Here is an 18,517-nt window from a genome sequence, read left to right as displayed (position 1 = left end):
CAGGGCGGCACGGCCTCGGCCGGCCGAAGCGCGGCACACGCTGGCGATGATGCGGTGAGCGCGGGGTGACTTCGGCGATCGTGGTGGGCAGCGGGCCCAACGGGCTGGCGGCTGCTGTGTACCTGGCCCGGGCGGGCGTCGAGGTGACAGTGCTCGAAGCATCGTCGGAGGTGGGCGGCGGCACGAAGAGTGCCGAGATGATGTTGCCCGGGCTGGTGCATGACCTGTGCTCAGCCGTGCATCCGGTGGCCGCGGCGTCGCCGTTCCTGCGCTCGTTGGACCTCGAAGCGCACGGCCTGCGCTGGTGTGCCCCGCTGGTGGATTGCGCGCACCCGCTCGACGACGGCACTGCTGCGGTGCTGTACCGGTCGGTCGACCAGACAGCGCATGGGCTCGGTGCCGACGGGGAGCGCTGGCGGCGACTGTTCGCAGCGCTCACTGACGACTTGGACGCCTTGCTCAGCGACGTCACCCAGCCGCTGCTGCGGGTGCCCCGGCATCCGCTGTCGGCTGCACGTTTCGGGGCCGCAGCGGCCACGCCTGCCACCGTGTTGGGTCGCCTGTGGCGTGGCGAACCGGCGCGGGCACTGTGGGCAGGTGTCGCTGCGCACGCATTGCACCGGCTGGACCGCCCCATGACCAGCGCCGTCGGCCTGCTGATCCTGGCGACCGGGCATGTCCACGGCTGGGTGGTCGCGCAGGGCGGGTCGCAGGCGATTGCGGACGCGCTGGCGGCAGAGCTGGCTGCACACGGCGGACGGGTCGAGACCGGCGTGCGCGTCCGTTCGAGCGCCGAGCTGCCGCCGACGGACCTGCTGCTGCTCGACGTGTCGCCCGCAGCGGCAGCCGACATTTTGGGCGACCGGCTGCCGGCCCGTGTCGCCCGTGCCTATCGGCGGTTCCGTCACGGACCCGCTGCGTTCAAGGTGGACTTCGCCGTCGACGGCGACGTGCCGTGGCGTGCGGCGGCCGCGGCGGATGCCGGCACCGTGCATCTGGGCGGGAGCGCAGCTGAGGTGTTCGCCTGCGAACTGGCGACCCATCGTGGCCGGATGCCAGAGCGGCCTTTCGTGCTGGTAGGCCAGCAATACCGCGCGGATCCGAGCCGCTCGGCTGGCACCATTCACCCGCTGTGGAGCTACGCGCACGTTCCCCACGGTTACACGGGCGACGCAACCGAGGCGATCGTCGCCCAGATCGAGCGCTTCGCCCCCGGCTTTCGCGAACGCATCGTGGGCACCGCCGTCCGCTCGACGACCGAGATGGCGGCACACAACCCGAACCACGTCGGCGGCGACATCCTTGGCGGCGCATCGTCGCCGCTCCAGCTGCTGTTCAGGCCGCGAGCCGCCGCCGACCCCTACTTCACCGGCATCGCGGGCACCTACCTGTGCTCGGCATCCACTCCGCCCGGCGCAGGCGCCCACGGCATGTGCGGCGCCAACGCCGCCACCCGAGCCCTCGCCTCACTCAACATCGCGCCGTCCGTCTGACACGCGGGCGGCATTGCCCGTATTCCTCAGTCGGGCTGGCTGGGTTGGCGGTGCCGGGCATCACCGCGAGGCTCCATCAACGCTGCTGACGGCGAACGCCCCGCATGTAGCAGCGCGCGCGTAGCGTGGATGACGCATGCCCGACTTCTACGAGCAGCCGATCGTCAACTCCCCGTACGCCGCGCCGACGAGCTACTCGACAACGACGGTGTTCGTGCTCTTGCCTGCCGAACAGGAAACGTCTCATGCCTAGGTCCAATGACCCGGACGAGTGGCTGCCAGAGCAGGTTTGCAACTCCACGCCAGCTGTGCCTTGGGCCGAGATTCGCGGTGCCAATATCGGCCATGTGTATGACCATCGTGACACTGCCGACGAAATCGCATGGAGTGTCGTCTCCGAGTCCATACCACAGCTGGTCGCCGCCCTGAAGGAACCCATCTCGGAGCACGCGGCGGCATAGGCAGCACTTCGCGCAGTGAGATTGGCAGAAGCAACCGGTCTCACCCGTGACGGCTCGTGCCTTCCGAAGATCCTGGCAGCCGAGCTTCCAAATTGAACTTGCGGCATCTGCTCGGCCTGTTCGCATCAGATGTCAATAGCTCGAAGCGACATTACTGCTAGAGGCCGAAGAGGCGGCGGGCGTTGTCGCCGACGAAGTCGCGCTGCGCTGCGGCGGGGAACAGGTCGACCAGTGCGTTGAGGTCGTTCGCGTACTCCGGCGTGTGGTCGGCGTGAGGGAAGTCGCTGGCCCACATGAAGCGGTCGTGCCCGAAGCGCTCCGCCAATGCAGGGATCGTGCGCTCGTCGGGGTCGCAGGAGATCCATCCTTGTCGCATGAAGTACTCGCTGGGCTTCAGCGTGAGCGGCACCCGCGTGCCGGTGTAGGTGTGGCCGAACACGGCATCGATCCGATCCAGGCAGTAGCCGAGCCAGCCTCCGCCGGATTCGAGCACCAGCACCTTCAGCTTCGGGAACCGCTCGAAGACGCCGTAGTCGAACAGCGACACGAACTGGTGACGCACCCCGTCCGAGGCCGTCATCGATGCCGTGAGCCGCAGCTCGCGCACGTGCTCCCAGGTGCCCATGCGGGTCCCCTTCGTCCACTGGGGCTCGAAGGTCGGGTGGATCGCAAACGGCGCGCCGAGGTCCTGTGCCGCTTCGAACACCGGATCGTGGTCGGCATGACCGAGCGGACGCGTCGAATGGGTGAACGGTGCCACGAAGCAGCCTCGCGCCCCGTCAGCCACGCAGCGTCGCAACTCCGCAGCAGCAGCCACAGGATCAGTCAATGAGAGGTGGGCGATGGGCACGAGCCGCTCGGCATGGTCCCGGCAGAACTCGCAGATCCAGCGGTTGTAGGCACGTGTGTACGCCTGACTCAGCTCGGCGTCTTCGAGTTCGGCTTCCCACAGCAGCCCCATCGTCGGCAGCAGCACTGCGATGTCGAGGCCTTCGGCGTCGAGCAGCTCGACCCTTTGGCGGGGATCCATGGCGCCGAACGGGATCTCGCCCGTGTAGGTGCGATCTGGGTTGAACATGATGTCAGGCAGGTCGGGCGCACCCATGGCGCCGAGCGTTGAGACCATCCCTGGGCGGGCCAGCTTGCTGCGGCGATTGTCGATCATGAGGACCTCGAGCCCGCGCTCAGGCTCGATCTCGATGCGAAGCGCTCGGTCCTTGAAGCGAGCCTCGAGGTATTCCTGCCACAGATCCGGCGGCTCGAGGATGTGCCCGTCGGCATCCACGGCGCCGGCATGCGCGATCTTGTGTACCTCGTGCATATGGCGCTGCCCGCCATCGGCGGTCAGTCGTCGTTGAACAGTCGTAGTCATGGTTGAAGTTCCCCTCCAAGCACAGCGCAGCATCCCCCGGATGCGCATTGGTCCTGCTCGCATTGTCGCATGACGAGCCGGGTCGCGTCACGGCGAGCAGCCGAGGCCGCGCAACCACAGCAGAAGCCACGCTGCCGCTGCGGCACTCAGCGCGCTCAGGCTCGCTACGGGTTCGTCCGTGGCCAGGCAGGCGACGAGTGCGCGCATGGTGCCGCGAAGCTGAGTTGCAGCCAAGGAACGCTATACCTGCAACTTGAAGCTGAGTTGCAGGTGTATTGAAGAACTACGCCCTTCCGCTCGGCGGGCCGCACGCGCTGATCGGCGGGTCGCACGCGCTGAAGCGCAGATGACGCTGTTCGGAAAGCGTCCGCCCGCTCTAGAGGTGCAAGCGCTTCGCAACCTCGAAGCCACACAACGAGCCATCAGCTTGGCCGCGTCCGGCACCGATCTGACGGTGGAGAACATACTCGACGTCCATGCGGTGCTCATGCGGGACGAGCCGGAACTCGCAGGCCGCATACGTGATAGCCAGAACTGGATTGGCGGTGGCGCGCTCAATGGCCCTCTCGCAGCACGACATGTGGCTCCGCCGACGACGCGATGCGTTCAGCGACGTATCTTCCCTGCATAGAGTTGCATGCCGATGCTGCAATGTACGGCTGCTTGCTGCGTGAGCGCTTCGTCGAACACTTGGACGGGCTGCTCAGAGGTTGGCAAGACATAGCGCGACGGGCCGGAATTCGGTCCGGCTCCGCGGCCTACAGGTTGCTGGAGTCGTCGCCCTTGCAACCGATCGTCACGGCCACAAGCGTCGCCAAGCAGTTGTCCTGTGACGATACGACCGCCCAGCGCGCAGTCAATCGACTGACCGACATCGGGATCTTGGTACAGCGAAGCGCGGGACGGCGCAATCGCGTGTTCGAGAGTCCGAGCATGATGGATGCGTTCGCGGAGGTCACCCGAGACACCCCGGTCGACATGATGAATCTTGCAGCGCCGAAGCAAGCATCAGCAGATTCCGGCATCTAATGTCGCCGCAGACGATCACGGCGACGTAGCGGCACCGGTCGCCGGCGGCACGAGGGAGGCCAGGCGAACATGGTTGAGGGAATGGAACCCGCGACGCGCAGTGTTGGGGAGGCCAAGGAGCAGGCCGACGGCAGGTTGGCCGGCAAGGTTGCGGTCATCACCGGCGGGGCCAGCGGCATGGGCCGAGCCACGGTCGAGCGGTTCTTGGACGAAGGCGCCTCGGTAGTGATCGGCGACCTCAACGCCGACGCAGGCCACGCGTTCATGGCAGAGCTCAACCAAGCCGGATGCGGCGAACGCGCTCGCTTCTCGCGCACCGATGTCGCCGTGGAAGATGACGTCGCGGCCATGACCGAGCTGGCCGTCGAGGCATTCGGCCGGCTCGACGTGGTGTTCAACAACGCCGGTATCGGCGGGGCGTTCGGGCCGATCACCGAGCTGGACGTGGACGCGTGGGACGAGACGTTCGCCATCCTGGTGCGCTCGGTGATGCTGGGCACCAAGCACGCGGCCCGCCACATGATTCCTCAAGGCAGCGGCGGTTCGATCATCAACACGGCATCGATCGCCGGCGTTGGCGGCGGCGCAGGACCGCAGGCGTACTCCGCTGCCAAAGCCGCCGTCATCAGTCTGGCCCAGACAACGGCGGTGGAACTCGCGCCTCACCGGATCCGGGTGAATGCCATTTGCCCGGGACTGATCTTCACGCCGCTGATGCACAGCGGCAACGAAGCCCAAGCCGAAGAAGTGATGCGCGAGACCCAGCCGTGGCCGGGCCGGGGCGAAGGCGCTGACATCGCTTCGGCGGCGCTGTTCCTGGCGAGTGACGACGGGCAGTTCGTGAGCGGCCAGCAGCTCGTGGTGGACGGCGCGATGCTCGCCGCAGGCCCGCGCATCCACGGTCGGATGCACAACACGCGGAACCTGCACCGCACCGCAGGCATGGCCTACGGCACCACAGGCAAGGCGGCGACCGTTCGGCGCCTGTAGGTCGCGCCGCGCCGCATTCGTGGCCTGGCGACACGCGGTTCTTCACGCTGTCGAAACGATCTCGACACGCCTCGGAGAAATCGCCGCGTAAACACGAAGCGGCGCTGCGATACTGCCTTCGTCTCGTTTGCCTGCGGAGAGGGTTGAAGCGGTGCGCAAAGTGCTGGCTTATTCGGTGTTGCTGCTCGTCGGGCTGGCGCTCTCGCAGTTCTTGCCGCAACTGACCGGCGGCCTGCACGACCAAGTGGCCACCTCCATCCGCGTGCTGACCATGACCGGTCTGGCGTTCATCATGATCCACGTCGGCTTCGAGTTCCACATCGACAAGACGAACTTGCGCCAGTACGGGTGGGACTACTTCGTGGCGTTCACCGCCGCGTCGTTCCCGTGGATTTTCGTCACCGGCTACTTCGTCTTCGTGATGCTGCCCTCGGACGTCTGGGGCAACGCAGACGCTTGGAAGGAGACGCTGCTGGCGGGCAGGTTCGCAGCGCCCACATCGGCAGGGGTCCTGTTCAGCATGCTCGCTGCAGCCGGTCTGGGCGCTACGTGGCTGTTCCGCAAAGCCCGGATTCTGGCCATCTTCGACGACCTCGACACCGTGCTGTTGATGATCCCGCTGCAGATTCTGCTGGTCGGACTCGCTTGGCAGCTCGGCGGCGTGGTGGTGCTGATGGCGGTGCTGCTGATCGTTGCCTACGTGTTCCTGCACCGGATCACGCTGCCGGTGACGTGGGGCTGGGTGCTGTTCTACGCCGCGGCCATCGTGGGCACCAGCGAGGTGCTCTACGAGCTGACCAAGGTGATCGACCCGTCGGTGCCCATACACATCGAGGTGCTGCTGCCGGCGTTCGTGCTCGGCTGCATCGCTCGGCCTCGCATCGCCGGTCAGCGTGCAACCCGACGGGGTGACGCCGGCGAGTCGGGTACTCAAGCAGCCCAAGCCGAATCCGAGCTGCACGAACTGCTGGAGCGCCCACGGGAGCAGCGTGCGGCGGCGTGGGTAGCGGCGGTGTTCATGCTGCTGGTCGGGCTGAGCCTGCCGCAGATCTTCGAAGGCGACGACGCGCAGCACGTCGAGCCGACACCCGCGTCGCTGCACGCTGCCGCGCCCGCCGCCTCGGTGGACGACCCGACCCAGCTCGGCGGCGAGTACGAGGGCCGGTACACCGCCACGGTCACTGCCAGCCAGCCGCAGATGAGCTGGGGGGCGATCCTGTTTCACGTCTTGGTGCTGTCGGCGATCAGCAACCTCGGCAAGATGTTCCCGGCACTGTGCTACCGCCGCGAAGCGCACTGGCGAGAACGGCTCGCGGTCGCCATCGGCATGTGGCCCAGAGGCGAAGTCGGCGCAGGGGTGTTGGTGCTCAGCCTCAGCTACGGCATCGGCGGGCCGATCGTCACGGTCGCGATGCTGTCGCTGGCGCTCAATCTCGCGCTCACCGGCGTGTTCATCCTGTTCGTCAAGCGGCTCATTGCGCCAATCTCCCGAGAGCCGCAGGGATCCCAGCCCCAGCCCGCACGCAGCCAGTAGGCGCGCCGGCACGCGGGTGCTGCGCACTTCGCCGCGCCCGCCCCTCGGGACATTCGGCCGAGCCCGGCTGACGGGGGCAGCGGCGCCGCTCAGCCGTCCTTGAGCACGCCGCGCAGAATCGAGCGACCCGAATGGGCGGGGTTGCCGTCGCGTTCCTCGACGCTGATGTCCACGACGGAATAGACGGCCGGGTCGTACGCGGCGGGCACTGCGAAGCTGTGGAGCACGCCGTCACTTCGTTGACCGGAGGCATCGACGAGGCCCAGCGACACCAGATCGGCCACGTTGCCGTCGCCGTCGGGCTGGATCAGCCACGCTTCAAGGTCTGCGCCGACGCCGGCTGCGGGCAGCACGGCATTGACGAGCAGGACGCGGTAGCGGCCGTTGGTCTCAAAAAGCTGCGCGTCGGCACGAGCCTGCGCGCCCAACGGGTCGAACGCAGCGGCGTCGTAGGCCAAGGTCGTGCCGGCGACGATGCGGTCGGGATCCGCGCGCGTCACGACATAGGACGTGACACCGACGGCCAGGAGCGCCACCGCCGCAGCCGCAGGCAACACCACACGCTTCCACCGCCGGCGGCTGTCGAGTGGCACGACCCGACGGTCGGCGCCAGGGTCGTCGCTGTGACCGTTTGGGTAGTCGCTGTCTGGGTTGTTGAGTGGACCGCGGCCGTCTTCGTGGCCGATGCCGCTCCGGTCAGTCGCAGTCCCGACGTGCTCGCCTTGGGCTGCCAGCGTGGATTCGATGCCCTGCCAGACTTCCGGCGGCGGCGTCAATAGCTCCAAGCTGTCTGCGTCCAGCTCACGCAACGTGGCCTCGAGGTCAGCGGTATCGGACATCTCGGCGTCCCGACGGTCCGGTCGATCAGCCATCGGAGCGCTCCAGCTGGCATCGGATCGTCACCAGCGCCCGCAACAGGGTGCTCTTGACGGTGCCGAGCGGCAGCGATGTCTGCTCTGCGATCTGACGGTGGGTCAAGCCGTCGAAGTAGTGCATCGTGACCAGCCGGCGGGATTGCTCAGGCAGGCGACGCAGTGCATCGCTGATGAGCAGCCGCTCCGCAATCCGCTCGATCGCGGAGTCGGCGGGAACATCAGTCGGATCTTGGTCAGACCGTCGCGCTGCGTGGCGATTCTCGGCTCGGACATTGTCGATGATCCGGTTCTTGGCGATGGCGATCAGCCATCCTGCCAGCGTGCCCTTCGCGGGGTCGAACCGCTGCCGGTGCTTCCAAGCGCTGATGAACACCTCTTGGGTGACGTCGCCGGCGCGGCTCTCCTCGAGAGTTCGACAGCAGAACGTGTACACGAGGTCGCCGTAGTGGCGGTACACCTCTGCCAGCGAGCCTTCCTGGCCGCAGGCGAACGCGTCGGCGACAGCATCGACTGCTGTGCTCGGTGTGCTCGCAGAACGATCCACGGCGGGATCGTACCGACGCACGCTGAGCCCTCAGAAGAGCGGCATCGCCATGGGGACACGGAGCGCCAAAGCACCGCTCTGAAGAAGCACGGCGCAGAAGCATCGGCGGGCGGGCCATGGGGATGGGGGCCGGCCCGCCCGCCGACGCTGTGTGAGGACTTACTCGTCTGAGGGTGGGAGCAGGACGGTGTCGATGACGTGGATGATGCCGTTGGAGGCTTCGATGTCGGTGGCGAGGACGTTGGCGTCGTTGATCATGACGGCGTCGCCGTCGACGGTGATGGTGACCGGTGCTCCTTGGAGGGTGTCGACGGTTTGGCCGTCGAGGGTGACCACGGTTGCGGCTGGTGCTTCGAGGGGCAGGACGTGGTAGGTGAGCACTGCGGTGAGCAGTTCGGTGTCTGCGAGCAGCGCTTCGGGTGTGGTGCCCAGGGCGGCGAGGGCTGCGGCGAAGGCTTCTTCGGTGGGTGCGAGCACGGTGAAGGGGCCGGAGCTGTTGAGCGCGTCGACGAGTCCGGCGGCTTGCACCGCGGCGACGAGGGTGGGGAACTGGCCGGAGGCCACCGCGACCTCAACGATCGTCCCGGGCATCTCGTCGGACGAGGGAGAGCCTTCACGTTGATCGACGGACGGCTCCTCTGCTGCGGCGGTTGTGGGAGGCATCTCCTCTGTTGTGGCGGTTGTGGGAGGCATCTCCTCTGCTGTGGCGGTTGTGGGAGGCATCTCCTCTGTTGTGGCGGTTGTGGGAGGCATCTCCTCTGCTGTGGCGGTTGTGGGAGGCATCACCTCTGCTGTGGCGGGAGGCGCGGCTGGGGTGGCTGTCTCGACGCCGTCGTTGTCGTCGCCGCAGGCTGCGGCAACCAGCGAAACCGCCGCCAGCACTGCCAAGAGCCGTGAGAGTGGGTTCCTCATCGTGAGCCTCATTGCGAAATCTCCTCGTCGTCGGGGTCTCGAAGATCACTACGCAGCGACGGCGCTGTTTGGATGCACGAACATGGGCCAAGATCTGGTGCCGTGACTATTCCCCTGACACCGCCCGCTTCGATGCCGACGCCGGAACTGGCGGCCGAGCTCACGCCGCAGGTGGCCGACGCGGCGGTCAGTGCGAACGAGCAGGCCGTCATCGACCGTGCTGCGAGATGGGCTCGGAGTTGCGTGGCGCCGCGGGCGGAGACCTGGGAACGAGACCGTCGTTTCGCTGCCGAGGCGTTCGCGAGTGCCGCGGCCGAGCAGCTCTGCGGGCTGCTGGTGCCCGCGGCCGACGGCGGTTGCGGCCTCGGCGAGGTCGGGCTGGCGCGGGTGCTCGAAGAGATCGCGGCAGCGGACTTCGCCACGGCATTCGTGCTCGTGTGCCACAACAACCTGGCCGCCGCCGTCAGCCGCCGCGCCACTGCGGGCCTGCGGAATCGGGTGCTGCGGCCGCTGGCGTCAGGCGAACGTCTGGGCGCGTTCTTGCTCACCGAACCCGGCATCGGCAGCGACGCAGCCAAGATCACCGCGTCGGCGCTCCGAGACGGCGACCAATGGGTGCTCGACGGCCAGAAGGCGTGGGTCACCAACGGGATCGCTGCCGACGTGCTGTCGGTGTACGCGCAGACCGATCCCGCCGCCGGACACCGCGGCATTGCTGCCTTCCTCGTCGACGGCGGGGTTGCGGGCATCGAGCGCTCCGAGGGCTACGAACTGTGCGGGGCGCACGGATTGGGAACCAACGACATCTCTCTGCACGACTGCCGGGTCTCGGCGGCCGATGTGCTGGCCCCGCCGGGCGAGGGGTTCGCGGCGGCCATGGAGGGCATCGACTTGGCGCGGGTATTGGTGGGAGCAATGTGCTGCGGCATGATCCGCACCGGACTGGCCACCGCGATCGACTACGTGCGCCGGCGTCAGGCGTTCGGCGGTCGCGTCGCGGACTTGCAGGGCGTGCGATTCCGCCTCGCAGACGTGGCGACCGATCTGGCGGCCGCTCGTCTGTTGACCTATCGAGCGGCGATGGCTGTTGCCGAGGGCCGCGCGGCGGGCGTGGACGCAGCCCACGCCAAGAAATTCGCGACCCGTGCAGCCGAGCGGCGGCTCGCTGACTGCATGCAGGTCATGGGTGCCGTCGGCGCTCGACGAGACCACCCGCTGCCGCGCCACCTCGCTGCATCGCGGCTGACGCACTACGTCGACGGAGCCACCGAAATCCAAGACGTCGTCATCAGCAGGTCCCTGCTCGACTGATCGACTGGGCCCACGACCCTCCGACTGAGGAGCTGCGGCGGCCGACGTGCCGGAGCCGACGGCGTAGTGGCCGGGTCAGGTGTCGGGGGCGCTCTCGGGGCTGGCGGACCGTCCGGCGGGCCTGATCTCGAGGATCAGATCGCCCGGCTCCAGCAGTGCGCCCGGTGCCGCAGCGATTGACGCAACCGTGCCGGCGACCGGCGCCGAGATCGACGATTCCATCTTCATGGCCTCGATAACCGCGACCGTGTCGCCGGTGCCGACTCGGTCGCCTTCGGACACCGAGACGTTGACCGAACCGCGGAACGGTGCCGCAACGTGGCCGGGGTTGGCGGGGTCGGCCCGGGCGTGCTCGGGGCGGTCGGCAGCCACGGTTCGATCCAGCGTGTCGATGTCGCGGGGCTGGCCGTTCACCCGGAAGCCGACCAGCCGCATGCCCTCGTCGTCGGGCTCGCCGATGGACCGCAGGCCCAGCAGCAGCCGCACGCCGGGGCCGAGCTCGACGGCGGTGTCGGGGGCGTGCGGATCCAGCCCGTACCAGAACAGCAGCGAGGGCAGCACGGACAGGTCGCCGTAGCGGTCGGCGCTGTCGGCTTGCGCCGCCGCGGGCCTCGGGAACAGCAGCCGATTCAGGGTTGCGGCTCGGTCGTTCGCCAAGCCGGCCACGTCGTCGTCGGTGAGCGATGTCGCGGCGGGCGACCAGCTGCGTCCGGCAGTCGCTCGGGTTCGGAACGGCTCCGCGAAGCCGCCCGGCGGTGTGCCGAGTTCGCCGTGCAGGAAGCCGACGACGCTGTCGGGCAAGTCGGCGGATGCGGGGTCGGCCGCCAGCTCCTCGGGCGTGACGCCCGAAGCCACCAGATGCAGGGCCAGATCGCCGACGACCTTGGACGACGGCGTCACCTTGATGGGCCGCCCGAGCAGTTCGTTGCAGGCGGCATAGAGCCGTTCCACCTCTTCGAACCGGTCGCCGAGGCCCAGTGCCAGAGCCTGGGCACGAAGGTTCGACAGCTGGCCCCCGGGTATCTCGTGGCGGTACACCGTGCCGGTCGGGGAGGGCAGGCCCGCCTCGAAGGGTGCGTACACGCTGCGCACCGCTTCCCAGTAGGGCTCCATGTCGCCGATGGCGTCGAGGCTCAGGCCCGTTGCTCGATCGGTGTCGTCGGTCATCGCCACGATCGCGGCGATGGAGGGCTGCGAGGTCATGCCCGACAGCGGGGGTGCTGCGCCGTCGATGGCATCCACGCCCGCGTCCACCGCGGCGAGGTACGTGGCGAGCTGCCCGCCTCCGGTGTCGTGGGTGTGCAGGTGTACCGGCTGCGCGAATCGCTCGCGCAGCGCAGTGACGAGCGTGGCCGCAGCGGCCGGTCGAAGCAGCCCCGCCATGTCCTTGACGCACAGGATGTGTACGCCTGCCTTGTCGAGCTGCGAAGCGACGCGGAGGTAGTAGTCGAGCGTGTAGAGGTCCTCGTTGGGGTCCGAGAGGTTGCCCGAATAGCAGATGGTGCCCTCTGCCACGGCGCCGGCATGGATCACGGCGTCGATCGCCGGCCGCATCTGGTCGATGGCGTTGAACGCATCGAACACTCGGAAGATGTCCATCCCGCATTCGGCGGCTTCGGCCACGAACTCGTGTGCCACGACGTCGGGGTACGGCGAGTAGCCCACCGTGTTGCGTCCCCGCAGCAGCATCTGCGTGCAGATGTTGGGGGCTGCGGCTCGGATGCGCCGCAGCCGCTCCCAAGGATCCTCGTGCAAGAAGCGCAGCGCGACGTCGAAGGTGGCGCCGCCCCAGCATTCCAGGCTGAACAGCTGCGCCATGCTGTGGGCCACCTGGCGCGCGCCTGCGGCGAGGTCGATGGTGCGCAGGCGCGTGGCCAGGATCGACTGGTGCGCGTCACGCAGCGTCGTATCGGTGACCGCTACAGCTTCGGCTGCGCGCAGTTCGGCAGCGAACCGCTCGGGTCCGAGGTCGGCGAGACGCTGGCGCGATCCGGCGGGCGGCACGCCTGATGCCGCAATCAGCTTGGCGGCGGGGTCGACGCGGGTGGGCGCGGGGCCGTGTGGCTGGTGGACGGTCACGTCGGCCAAGTAGCGCAGCAGGCGCGTGGCCCGATCGGCCCCGACCGATGCCGCGGTCAGCTCGGGTCGGTCGTCGATGAAGGTGGTGGTGACGGTTCCGGTGCGGAACTCGTCGTCGGCGAGGATTGCTTGCAGATACGGCTGATTGGTCGACACGCCTCGGACTCGGTACTCCGCGAGCGTGCGCTGCATCCGCCGCACCGCAGTCTCGAAGTCCGGCCCGCGGCAGGTGATCTTCTCGATCATCGAGTCGAAGTGCGGGGTGATTTCCACCCCTTGGTACACGCAGCCGTCGAGCCGCACGCCTGCGCCGCCGGCAGGCCGGTAGGCCACGATGCGGCCGGCGTCGGGACGGAAGTCGTTGGCGGGGTTCTCCGCGGTGACCCGGCACTGCAAGGCGACACCTCGCAGGCTGATGGCTTCCTGACGCAGTCCGAGCTCGTCGAGCGTGGTGCCTGCAGCGATGCGCAGCTGCGACTCCACGAGGTCGACGTCGGTCACCTCCTCGGTGACGGTGTGCTCCACTTGGATGCGGGGGTTCATCTCGATGAACACGTGCCGCCCGTTGGCATCCACCAGGAACTCCACGGTGCCGGCGTTCAGGTAGCCGATGGTCTCGGCGAAGCGCACGGCATCGGCGAGGAGCCGGTGTCGCACTGCTGGGTCGAGGTCGCGGGCGGGCGCCATCTCGACCACCTTCTGGAAGCGCCGCTGCACCGAGCAGTCCCGCTCGAACAGATGCACCACCTGCCCCGCAGCGTCCGCCAGCACTTGGGCTTCGATATGGCGCACCCCGCTCATGGCCTCTTCCAGGAAGACCGTGCCGTCGCCGAAGGCGCTGTGCGCTTCGCGCTGCGCCGCCATCACCGCTTCGGCGAGGTCGTCAGCCCGTCCCACGCGGCGCATGCCTCGGCCGCCGCCGCCCGAGGCCGCCTTGACGAACAGCGGGTAGCCGATCTCGGCGGCCGCAGCGGCGAGCGCAGCGCTGTCGAGATCGCTGCCCGACTCGCTGACAGGTGCCGACTGGCGCAGCACGGGGAGGCCGGCTTGGTGGGCTGCTCGGCGCGCCCGCATCTTGTTGCCGGTCAGCCGCAGGACCTCAGCGCTGGGTCCCACGAAGGTGACCCCGGCCGCCGCGCAAGCGTCCGCGAGGTCCGGGCTCTCGGAGAGGAAGCCGTAACCCGGGTAGACGGCATCCGCGCCCACCTCGACGGCCTTGGCCACGATGGCCTCGTGATCGAGGTAGGCCCGCACCGGTCGGCCCTCGGTGCCGATGACGTAGGCCTCGTCCGCCTTGATGCGATGCAAGGCGCCGCTGCGCTCCTCCTCGACCGGCAGGATCGCGACGGTGCGGATGCCGAGCTGCGTCGCCGCGCGAAACGCACGGATGGCGATCTCCCCCCGGTTCGCCACCAGCAGCTTGTTCATCACACCCCCCGTTCCGATGCCGATGGGTCTACGCCATGCATGTCCGGATGGCGCCGTATGAACTGGTCGAACATCGGCACCGTGAAGTCGATGATGCCGTGTCGAGGGGCGTAGCACAGGCCTCGCTTGATCAGTGCGTCCCTGACCGGGCCGACTTGGCTCGTGGTCTTTCCTCTCGCTGCCGCGACCCGGCCCGATTCGTACGGGCCCGGCCCCAGCGAGGCCATCGCGGCGAGATAGGCGCGTTCGGCGTCGGTGGTGCGCCCGATGCGAGCGCGGAAGAAACCGCTGTCCAACTCGTCAAGGGCCAGCGGGACAGCAGCTTCGACGTCGGCAAGCGTGATGTGCTCGGAACCGGTTGCGACATCCCAGGCCTGCTTGCCGAACTCTTGCAGGAAATACGGGTAGCCGTCGGTGAGTTCGACGATGCGCTCGAGCGCATCGGGCTGCCAATGGACTTCTTCCTCTGCAGCAGGCGCACTCAACGCTCGACTGGCTTCCGCTGCGGGCAGGCTGTCGATGATCGGAAACGAGAAGAGACGTTCGGCGTATGACCGTGCTTCTCCGGCCAGCGACGGCAGGGACGGCAGCCCAGCGCCGGCCACCATGAACGGCAGCTGGTCTTGGCTGATGCGGTGAAGGCCGACGATGAGCGCTGCGAGTTCGTCCAGGCTGAGGTACTGCACCTCGTCGACGGTGAACAAGACGCCGGTGCCTTGTGCCCGTGCCAGATCACCGACAGCGCTGAACAGTCCCGCCAGATCCTCGTCGAGCGCGCCCGAGTCTGCGACGCCTGGAACTGGATCGAAACCGAGTGAGAATTCGCCGCCGCCGGGCAGGTTCCATCGTGCTCGAAACGAACGCAAGATGCCCAAGGCGCGCCGTGCACGCTTCGCGGCTCGCCGGGCAGCCGACAGTCGAAGCAGCGCTGTGCGGACGAGTGTGGCCATGGACTCAACGAAGTGCTGCTGTTCGGTGGCCTCAGTCCGCACATGCGTCCATCCATGGGACTCCGCTGTACGACCGAACTCGCGCAGTAGCACGGTCTTGCCGACACCCCGCAACCCTGTGAGCATCAAGCTCTTGGCGGACCGTCCGATGGCCAGTCGCTGGACCGCGACATCGAACGTGTCGAGATGCGCGTCGCGACCGACGAGCGCCGGTGGAGGGGTGCCTGCGCCTGGGCTGTAGGGGTTGCGCACCGGGTCCATGGGCTGAAATATAGCAATCTGCGGCGTCTATAACGAAATCTCATATAAACGCCGCAGAATCTTATAAATGCAACCGAACGCGTGAGGACAGCCGCTCAGCGGAGCACGGGTCGCGCCGTATCGTTGGTGCGGTGAGAGAGCAGCCCACGGCCGCGCAGGGCTCGGGTCCATGGGGCTCGGCGCTGCCGGTACGCTAGCTGGCAGCAGAGCTGCGCTCGGGCAGGTTCGCTGCTTGACACCTCGCGACAGAGTGGCGTCGTTGCGCGCATTGGGGGCCAGCTCAGGGACGTGTGCTGTGGCGTGTATGGGCGTGGGGTGTCGGGCGCCTTCGGCTGCGCCGGCGGGCTCACGTGGCTCCTGCGAACGGTGCTAGTGTGGCCGCCGATGGGAAACCGCCGAAGGGAACATGCCGCGGGGCGGTATCTGCGGAGTGGGAGCTGTGTCGATGTCGGGTCGTGATGGCGTTCTGCGTTTGGTGAGCCGTCTGCGGGGGGGGGGGGGAGTTGTTGCTTAGTTGAGCGGTGGCGTGCGGGGCGTCCCGCTGCCGGCAGTGCCGGGTGCGATGGCGTGTTGTGGGGGTTGGTGGCGGTGGTGTTGGCGCTGTCGGCGGTGGTGCTGGTGCCGAGCGGTGTGTCTGGTCAGGGTTCGGCGCCTGCGAAACCGACGGGGTTAGTTGTCTATGGTGTTGTGGGCGGAGTGGGGCTGTTTTGGGATGATCCCGAGGACCCGTCGATCACGGGGTATGAGTATGTAGCGGGCACCAGCGTGTTCGGAGTGATCGCGTCAACGTCTTGGACGCCTATGGCTGGTTCCGATGCCGATACTACTTCGTTCTCGTTTCCGGCGAGTGGTACCCAGCATGTGAAGATTCGGGCGGTGAATGCGTCGGGCGGGAGCACGTCGACAGCGATCTTCGATGCTACGGCCCAGACTTCTGCCAACACGATTGTGATGTCGGCTGTTCCCGCGGAGGTGCCAGAGGGCAATTCGGGGCGGACGGATGTGACGGTGTCGGTGACGTTGCCGTCTAATGCGCCGGAGGAAGGTCAAAGTGTGCAGATTGCTTCGCCGCAATCGGGCGCAAGCAGCCGTAAAGTTACCTGGAACCTCAACGAACTGCCATCCCGGTCGTGTGATCATCCCGATCCTGCTACGGCGGACATCTGTTGGCCGAATGGGCGCACGTTCATGGTGCCTGGAGGTTCGACGGCGGGTACGTTCGTGTTCAGCGTGCTGGGCGACACGAGGCAGGAACCCAAACGGGAAAGTATCGTGCTGCAAGCGACATCCGGCTCAGGCTCGAGCTCCAGTTCCGGCGTTATTCGACTGTTCGTCGTAGACGACGATGGAGCAAATGCAGGAACGACTACCACCACTCCAGCCACCACGACGACAACTACGACTACGACCACCACGACGACCACGACGACGACCACGACGACGACTACGACCACCACGACAACCACGACGACGACCACGACGACCACGCCGCCGACGACGACCACTACCACGACGACCACGCCGCCGACGACGACCACCACCACGACGACTACTACGACGCCGCCGACTACTACGACGACGACTACGACGCCGCCGACCACGACGACTGCTGCGACGACCAGCACGACGGCGCCGCCGCGCGGCATCGGTTCGGGCGGCGGCTCCGGAGGCGGGGGTTCGGGCGGCGGCGCTGGTTCAGGTTCGGGCGGTTCGGGATCGCAGGGTGGCTCTGTGCCGGCGTCTGGGAGGCCGTGGTCGCCGTCGGGTGTGCTTACCGAGTCGGGCGGCGGCGCAGTGCTGGTGTCATGGACAGCGCCGGGCGGCGGCGACTGCGCGGCGTCGGGCTATCTGGTTCGTATCCGCGAACACCCCCGTGACGGTGGCTCGGGCGGAGGGCGTGTAGTGGCAGAGTCGCTGGTGCTGTCCGGTGTCACCAGCTGGCTGGTGACCGGCCTCGCCCCGGGCGTCGAGTACTCGGTGGAGGTGTTGGCGTACAGCGCGGTGTGCTGGAGCTTCTCCCCGCCGAGCACGCGCACCTTCACCGTCACCGCAGCAGGCAGGCCGCCCGAGCCGCCTAAGCGCCCCCTGATGAGCCCAATGCCCGTGCAAGGACTGAAGATCGACACCGCCAAGCCAGGCCGGGTGACCGTGACTTGGTCGAAACCCGCCGCGATACCCGACGTGCAGCGTGACACGCGTTGCGCGTACACCAATCCGGGTGTGCCGCATTGGGTGAGGAGCATCCGTTACGCCTATGAGGTGTTCAACGTGACCAGCGGCGAACGCGTCGGGGCGGGCAGCTTCGAGTCGGGCAGCCCGACGCTGACTCGCACTGTCGCGCTCACCGGCCACGCAGCGGGCGCCGGTTACCGGCTGCGCGTCAGTGTCGTGGCGTACTCCGAGACCTGCAACCGCTGGTCACCGATCCGCCGCGTCGCCTGGTGGACGCAAGCCCCGTAGGTGTACGTTCGCGTGAGGTGCTCGGCGGGCGATACCGGCCTGCCGCAGCGGTCGAGGAGGCACCGATGACAAGCGACATCACGGCAACAGCCGGGGCCAAGATGATCTACCTCATCAGGCGCCGGCCCGAGGCCACACGCGACGAGCTGGTCGCCAACTGGTTCAAGAACCACATGCCCGGCGTCATCGCCGGCCAGGAGCGCGCTGCCGCTGAGGGCAGAGTTCACGCCACGAAGTACCTCGCGACGCTGTTCGATCAGCGGCCGGGCCGCGACGTGCCGTGGGACGGCATGGCACAGCTGTGGTTCGATCGGGCCGTCCCGAACCCGCCTGAGCCGCACGGCACCGTTCCTGCCGACACGTTCCAGCAGAAGGCCGAACCGTACGTGGGGTGGGCGACCACGGAGTACGTGGTGGTCGACGGCGAGCTGCCCGTGGCGCCGAACACACTGAACGAGCCGTTCCCGACGACGCGATCCGGCTTGTTCAAGGTGACGTTCTTGGTCCCAGCCCGCGCCGGGGCAGACCACGATGCCGCCTTCCGGCACTGGCTGGAAGTGCATGTGCCCAACGTGCGGAGTGTCATGGGGGAGATCGGCGGCTTGCGCTACGTGGTCAGCCACAGCCAGCGTCCTGCTGCCGAGGCGTACCTCGGCATGGCCGAGCTGTACTTCCGTGCAGCGGCAGGCTGGGACGACTATCGGGCCACGATCACCGAGGACGGCTTCAGCGAGTACGTCGATCTCGACCGCCTCGTGAACCTGCAATCCACCACCCAAATGATCGGCATCCCCGGCTAGATAGTAGGTTCCGCCGGT

The 18,517-nt window shown here is 67.7% G+C and carries 13 protein-coding genes; 7 read left to right on the top strand and 6 right to left on the bottom strand.

Annotated elements, in window-relative coordinates:
* The first annotated feature begins 65 nt into the window (after window positions 1-65).
* Window positions 66-1,493 carry a phytoene desaturase family protein gene (locus ACOGI4_RS01015; RefSeq protein ID WP_419842101.1) on the top strand — a complete coding sequence of 476 codons (1,428 nt, stop codon included), beginning with the start codon at window positions 66-68 and terminating at the stop codon, window positions 1,491-1,493.
* 618 nt (window positions 1,494-2,111) lie between these two features.
* Here the strand turns inward: ACOGI4_RS01015 and ACOGI4_RS01010 are convergent.
* Window positions 2,112-3,326, bottom strand: a complete 1,215-nt coding sequence (locus ACOGI4_RS01010) for an amidohydrolase family protein (RefSeq protein ID WP_419842100.1) — start codon at window positions 3,324-3,326, stop codon at window positions 2,112-2,114.
* Between the two features lie 346 nt (window positions 3,327-3,672).
* Between ACOGI4_RS01010 and ACOGI4_RS01005 the strand changes: the two genes are divergently transcribed.
* The 3 genes from ACOGI4_RS01005 to ACOGI4_RS00995 all read left to right on the top strand — a co-directional run bounded on the left by ACOGI4_RS01005 (window position 3,673) and on the right by ACOGI4_RS00995 (window position 6,879).
* The gene (locus ACOGI4_RS01005; RefSeq protein WP_419842099.1) at window positions 3,673-3,957 is read left to right on the top strand and encodes a hypothetical protein; all 285 of its coding nucleotides are present in this window, start codon (window positions 3,673-3,675) and stop codon (window positions 3,955-3,957) included.
* Between the two features lie 479 nt (window positions 3,958-4,436).
* On the top strand, window positions 4,437-5,345 hold the full coding sequence (locus ACOGI4_RS01000) for an SDR family NAD(P)-dependent oxidoreductase (RefSeq protein ID WP_419842098.1): 909 nt from the start codon (window positions 4,437-4,439) through the stop codon (window positions 5,343-5,345).
* 151 nt (window positions 5,346-5,496) lie between these two features.
* Window positions 5,497-6,879 (top strand): sodium:proton antiporter, encoded by a 1,383-nt coding sequence (locus ACOGI4_RS00995; protein ID WP_419842097.1) that lies wholly within the window; start codon window positions 5,497-5,499, stop codon window positions 6,877-6,879.
* Window positions 6,880-6,968: 89 nt separating this feature from the next.
* Here ACOGI4_RS00995 and ACOGI4_RS00990 read toward each other — a convergent pair whose 3' ends face one another.
* The 3 genes from ACOGI4_RS00990 to ACOGI4_RS00980 all read right to left on the bottom strand — a co-directional run bounded on the left by ACOGI4_RS00990 (window position 6,969) and on the right by ACOGI4_RS00980 (window position 9,210).
* Entirely contained in the window at window positions 6,969-7,751 is a 783-nt protein-coding gene (locus tag ACOGI4_RS00990) for an anti-sigma factor (protein WP_419842096.1), read from the bottom strand.
* Window positions 7,744-8,298: an RNA polymerase sigma factor gene (locus ACOGI4_RS00985; protein ID WP_419842095.1), complete on the bottom strand. Its 555-nt coding sequence runs from the start codon at window positions 8,296-8,298 to the stop codon at window positions 7,744-7,746. Before ACOGI4_RS00985 ends, ACOGI4_RS00990 begins: the two co-directional genes overlap by 8 nt.
* Window positions 8,299-8,457: 159 nt before the next feature.
* Window positions 8,458-9,210 carry a fasciclin domain-containing protein gene (locus tag ACOGI4_RS00980; RefSeq protein ID WP_419842094.1) on the bottom strand — a complete coding sequence of 251 codons (753 nt, stop codon included), beginning with the start codon at window positions 9,208-9,210 and terminating at the stop codon, window positions 8,458-8,460.
* Between the two features lie 102 nt (window positions 9,211-9,312).
* On the opposite strand from ACOGI4_RS00980, the gene ACOGI4_RS00975 reads away from it, so the two are divergent.
* Window positions 9,313-10,521, top strand: coding sequence for an acyl-CoA dehydrogenase family protein (locus ACOGI4_RS00975; RefSeq protein ID WP_419842093.1), 1,209 nt, complete (start codon window positions 9,313-9,315; stop codon window positions 10,519-10,521).
* A 75-nt stretch (window positions 10,522-10,596) separates the two neighbouring features.
* On the opposite strand, the gene ACOGI4_RS00970 is transcribed toward ACOGI4_RS00975, so the two are convergent.
* Together ACOGI4_RS00970 and ACOGI4_RS00965 are read right to left on the bottom strand one after the other, a co-directional pair.
* Window positions 10,597-14,031, bottom strand: a complete 3,435-nt coding sequence (locus ACOGI4_RS00970) for a pyruvate carboxylase (RefSeq protein ID WP_419842092.1) — start codon at window positions 14,029-14,031, stop codon at window positions 10,597-10,599.
* Window positions 14,028-15,239, bottom strand: a complete 1,212-nt coding sequence (locus ACOGI4_RS00965) for an AAA family ATPase (RefSeq protein WP_419842091.1) — start codon at window positions 15,237-15,239, stop codon at window positions 14,028-14,030. The genes ACOGI4_RS00970 and ACOGI4_RS00965 overlap by 4 nt, the downstream gene beginning before the upstream one ends.
* A 1,272-nt stretch (window positions 15,240-16,511) precedes the next feature.
* Here ACOGI4_RS00965 and ACOGI4_RS00960 point away from each other — a divergent pair.
* A complete protein-coding gene (locus ACOGI4_RS00960) occupies window positions 16,512-17,699 on the top strand; it encodes a fibronectin type III domain-containing protein (protein ID WP_419842090.1) in 1,188 nt (395 codons plus the stop codon).
* A gap of 65 nt (window positions 17,700-17,764) precedes the next feature.
* The gene (locus ACOGI4_RS00955; RefSeq protein WP_419842089.1) at window positions 17,765-18,499 is read left to right on the top strand and encodes an EthD domain-containing protein; all 735 of its coding nucleotides are present in this window, start codon (window positions 17,765-17,767) and stop codon (window positions 18,497-18,499) included.
* The last annotated feature ends 18 nt before the right edge of the window (window positions 18,500-18,517 follow it).

It is taken from the genome of Candidatus Poriferisodalis sp. (assembly GCF_965205175.1).
Taxonomy (GTDB): domain Bacteria; phylum Actinomycetota; class Acidimicrobiia; order Acidimicrobiales; family Poriferisodalaceae; genus Poriferisodalis.
The sequence above is the reverse complement of the archived record's forward strand: the minus strand, read 5'-3'. Positions and strand labels throughout refer to the sequence as shown.

Coding starts and splice junctions, on each gene's coding strand:
- ACOGI4_RS01010 (WP_419842100.1), bottom strand. CDS start 3,326: ATGACTACGACTGTTCAACGACGACTGACCGCCGATGGCGGGCAGCGC.
- ACOGI4_RS01005 (WP_419842099.1), top strand. CDS start 3,673: ATGACGCTGTTCGGAAAGCGTCCGCCCGCTCTAGAGGTGCAAGCGCTT.
- ACOGI4_RS01000 (WP_419842098.1), top strand. CDS start 4,437: ATGGAACCCGCGACGCGCAGTGTTGGGGAGGCCAAGGAGCAGGCCGAC.
- ACOGI4_RS00990 (WP_419842096.1), bottom strand. CDS start 7,751: ATGGCTGATCGACCGGACCGTCGGGACGCCGAGATGTCCGATACCGCT.
- ACOGI4_RS00980 (WP_419842094.1), bottom strand. CDS start 9,210: ATGAGGAACCCACTCTCACGGCTCTTGGCAGTGCTGGCGGCGGTTTCG.
- ACOGI4_RS00965 (WP_419842091.1), bottom strand. CDS start 15,239: ATGGACCCGGTGCGCAACCCCTACAGCCCAGGCGCAGGCACCCCTCCA.
- ACOGI4_RS00955 (WP_419842089.1), top strand. CDS start 17,765: ATGACAAGCGACATCACGGCAACAGCCGGGGCCAAGATGATCTACCTC.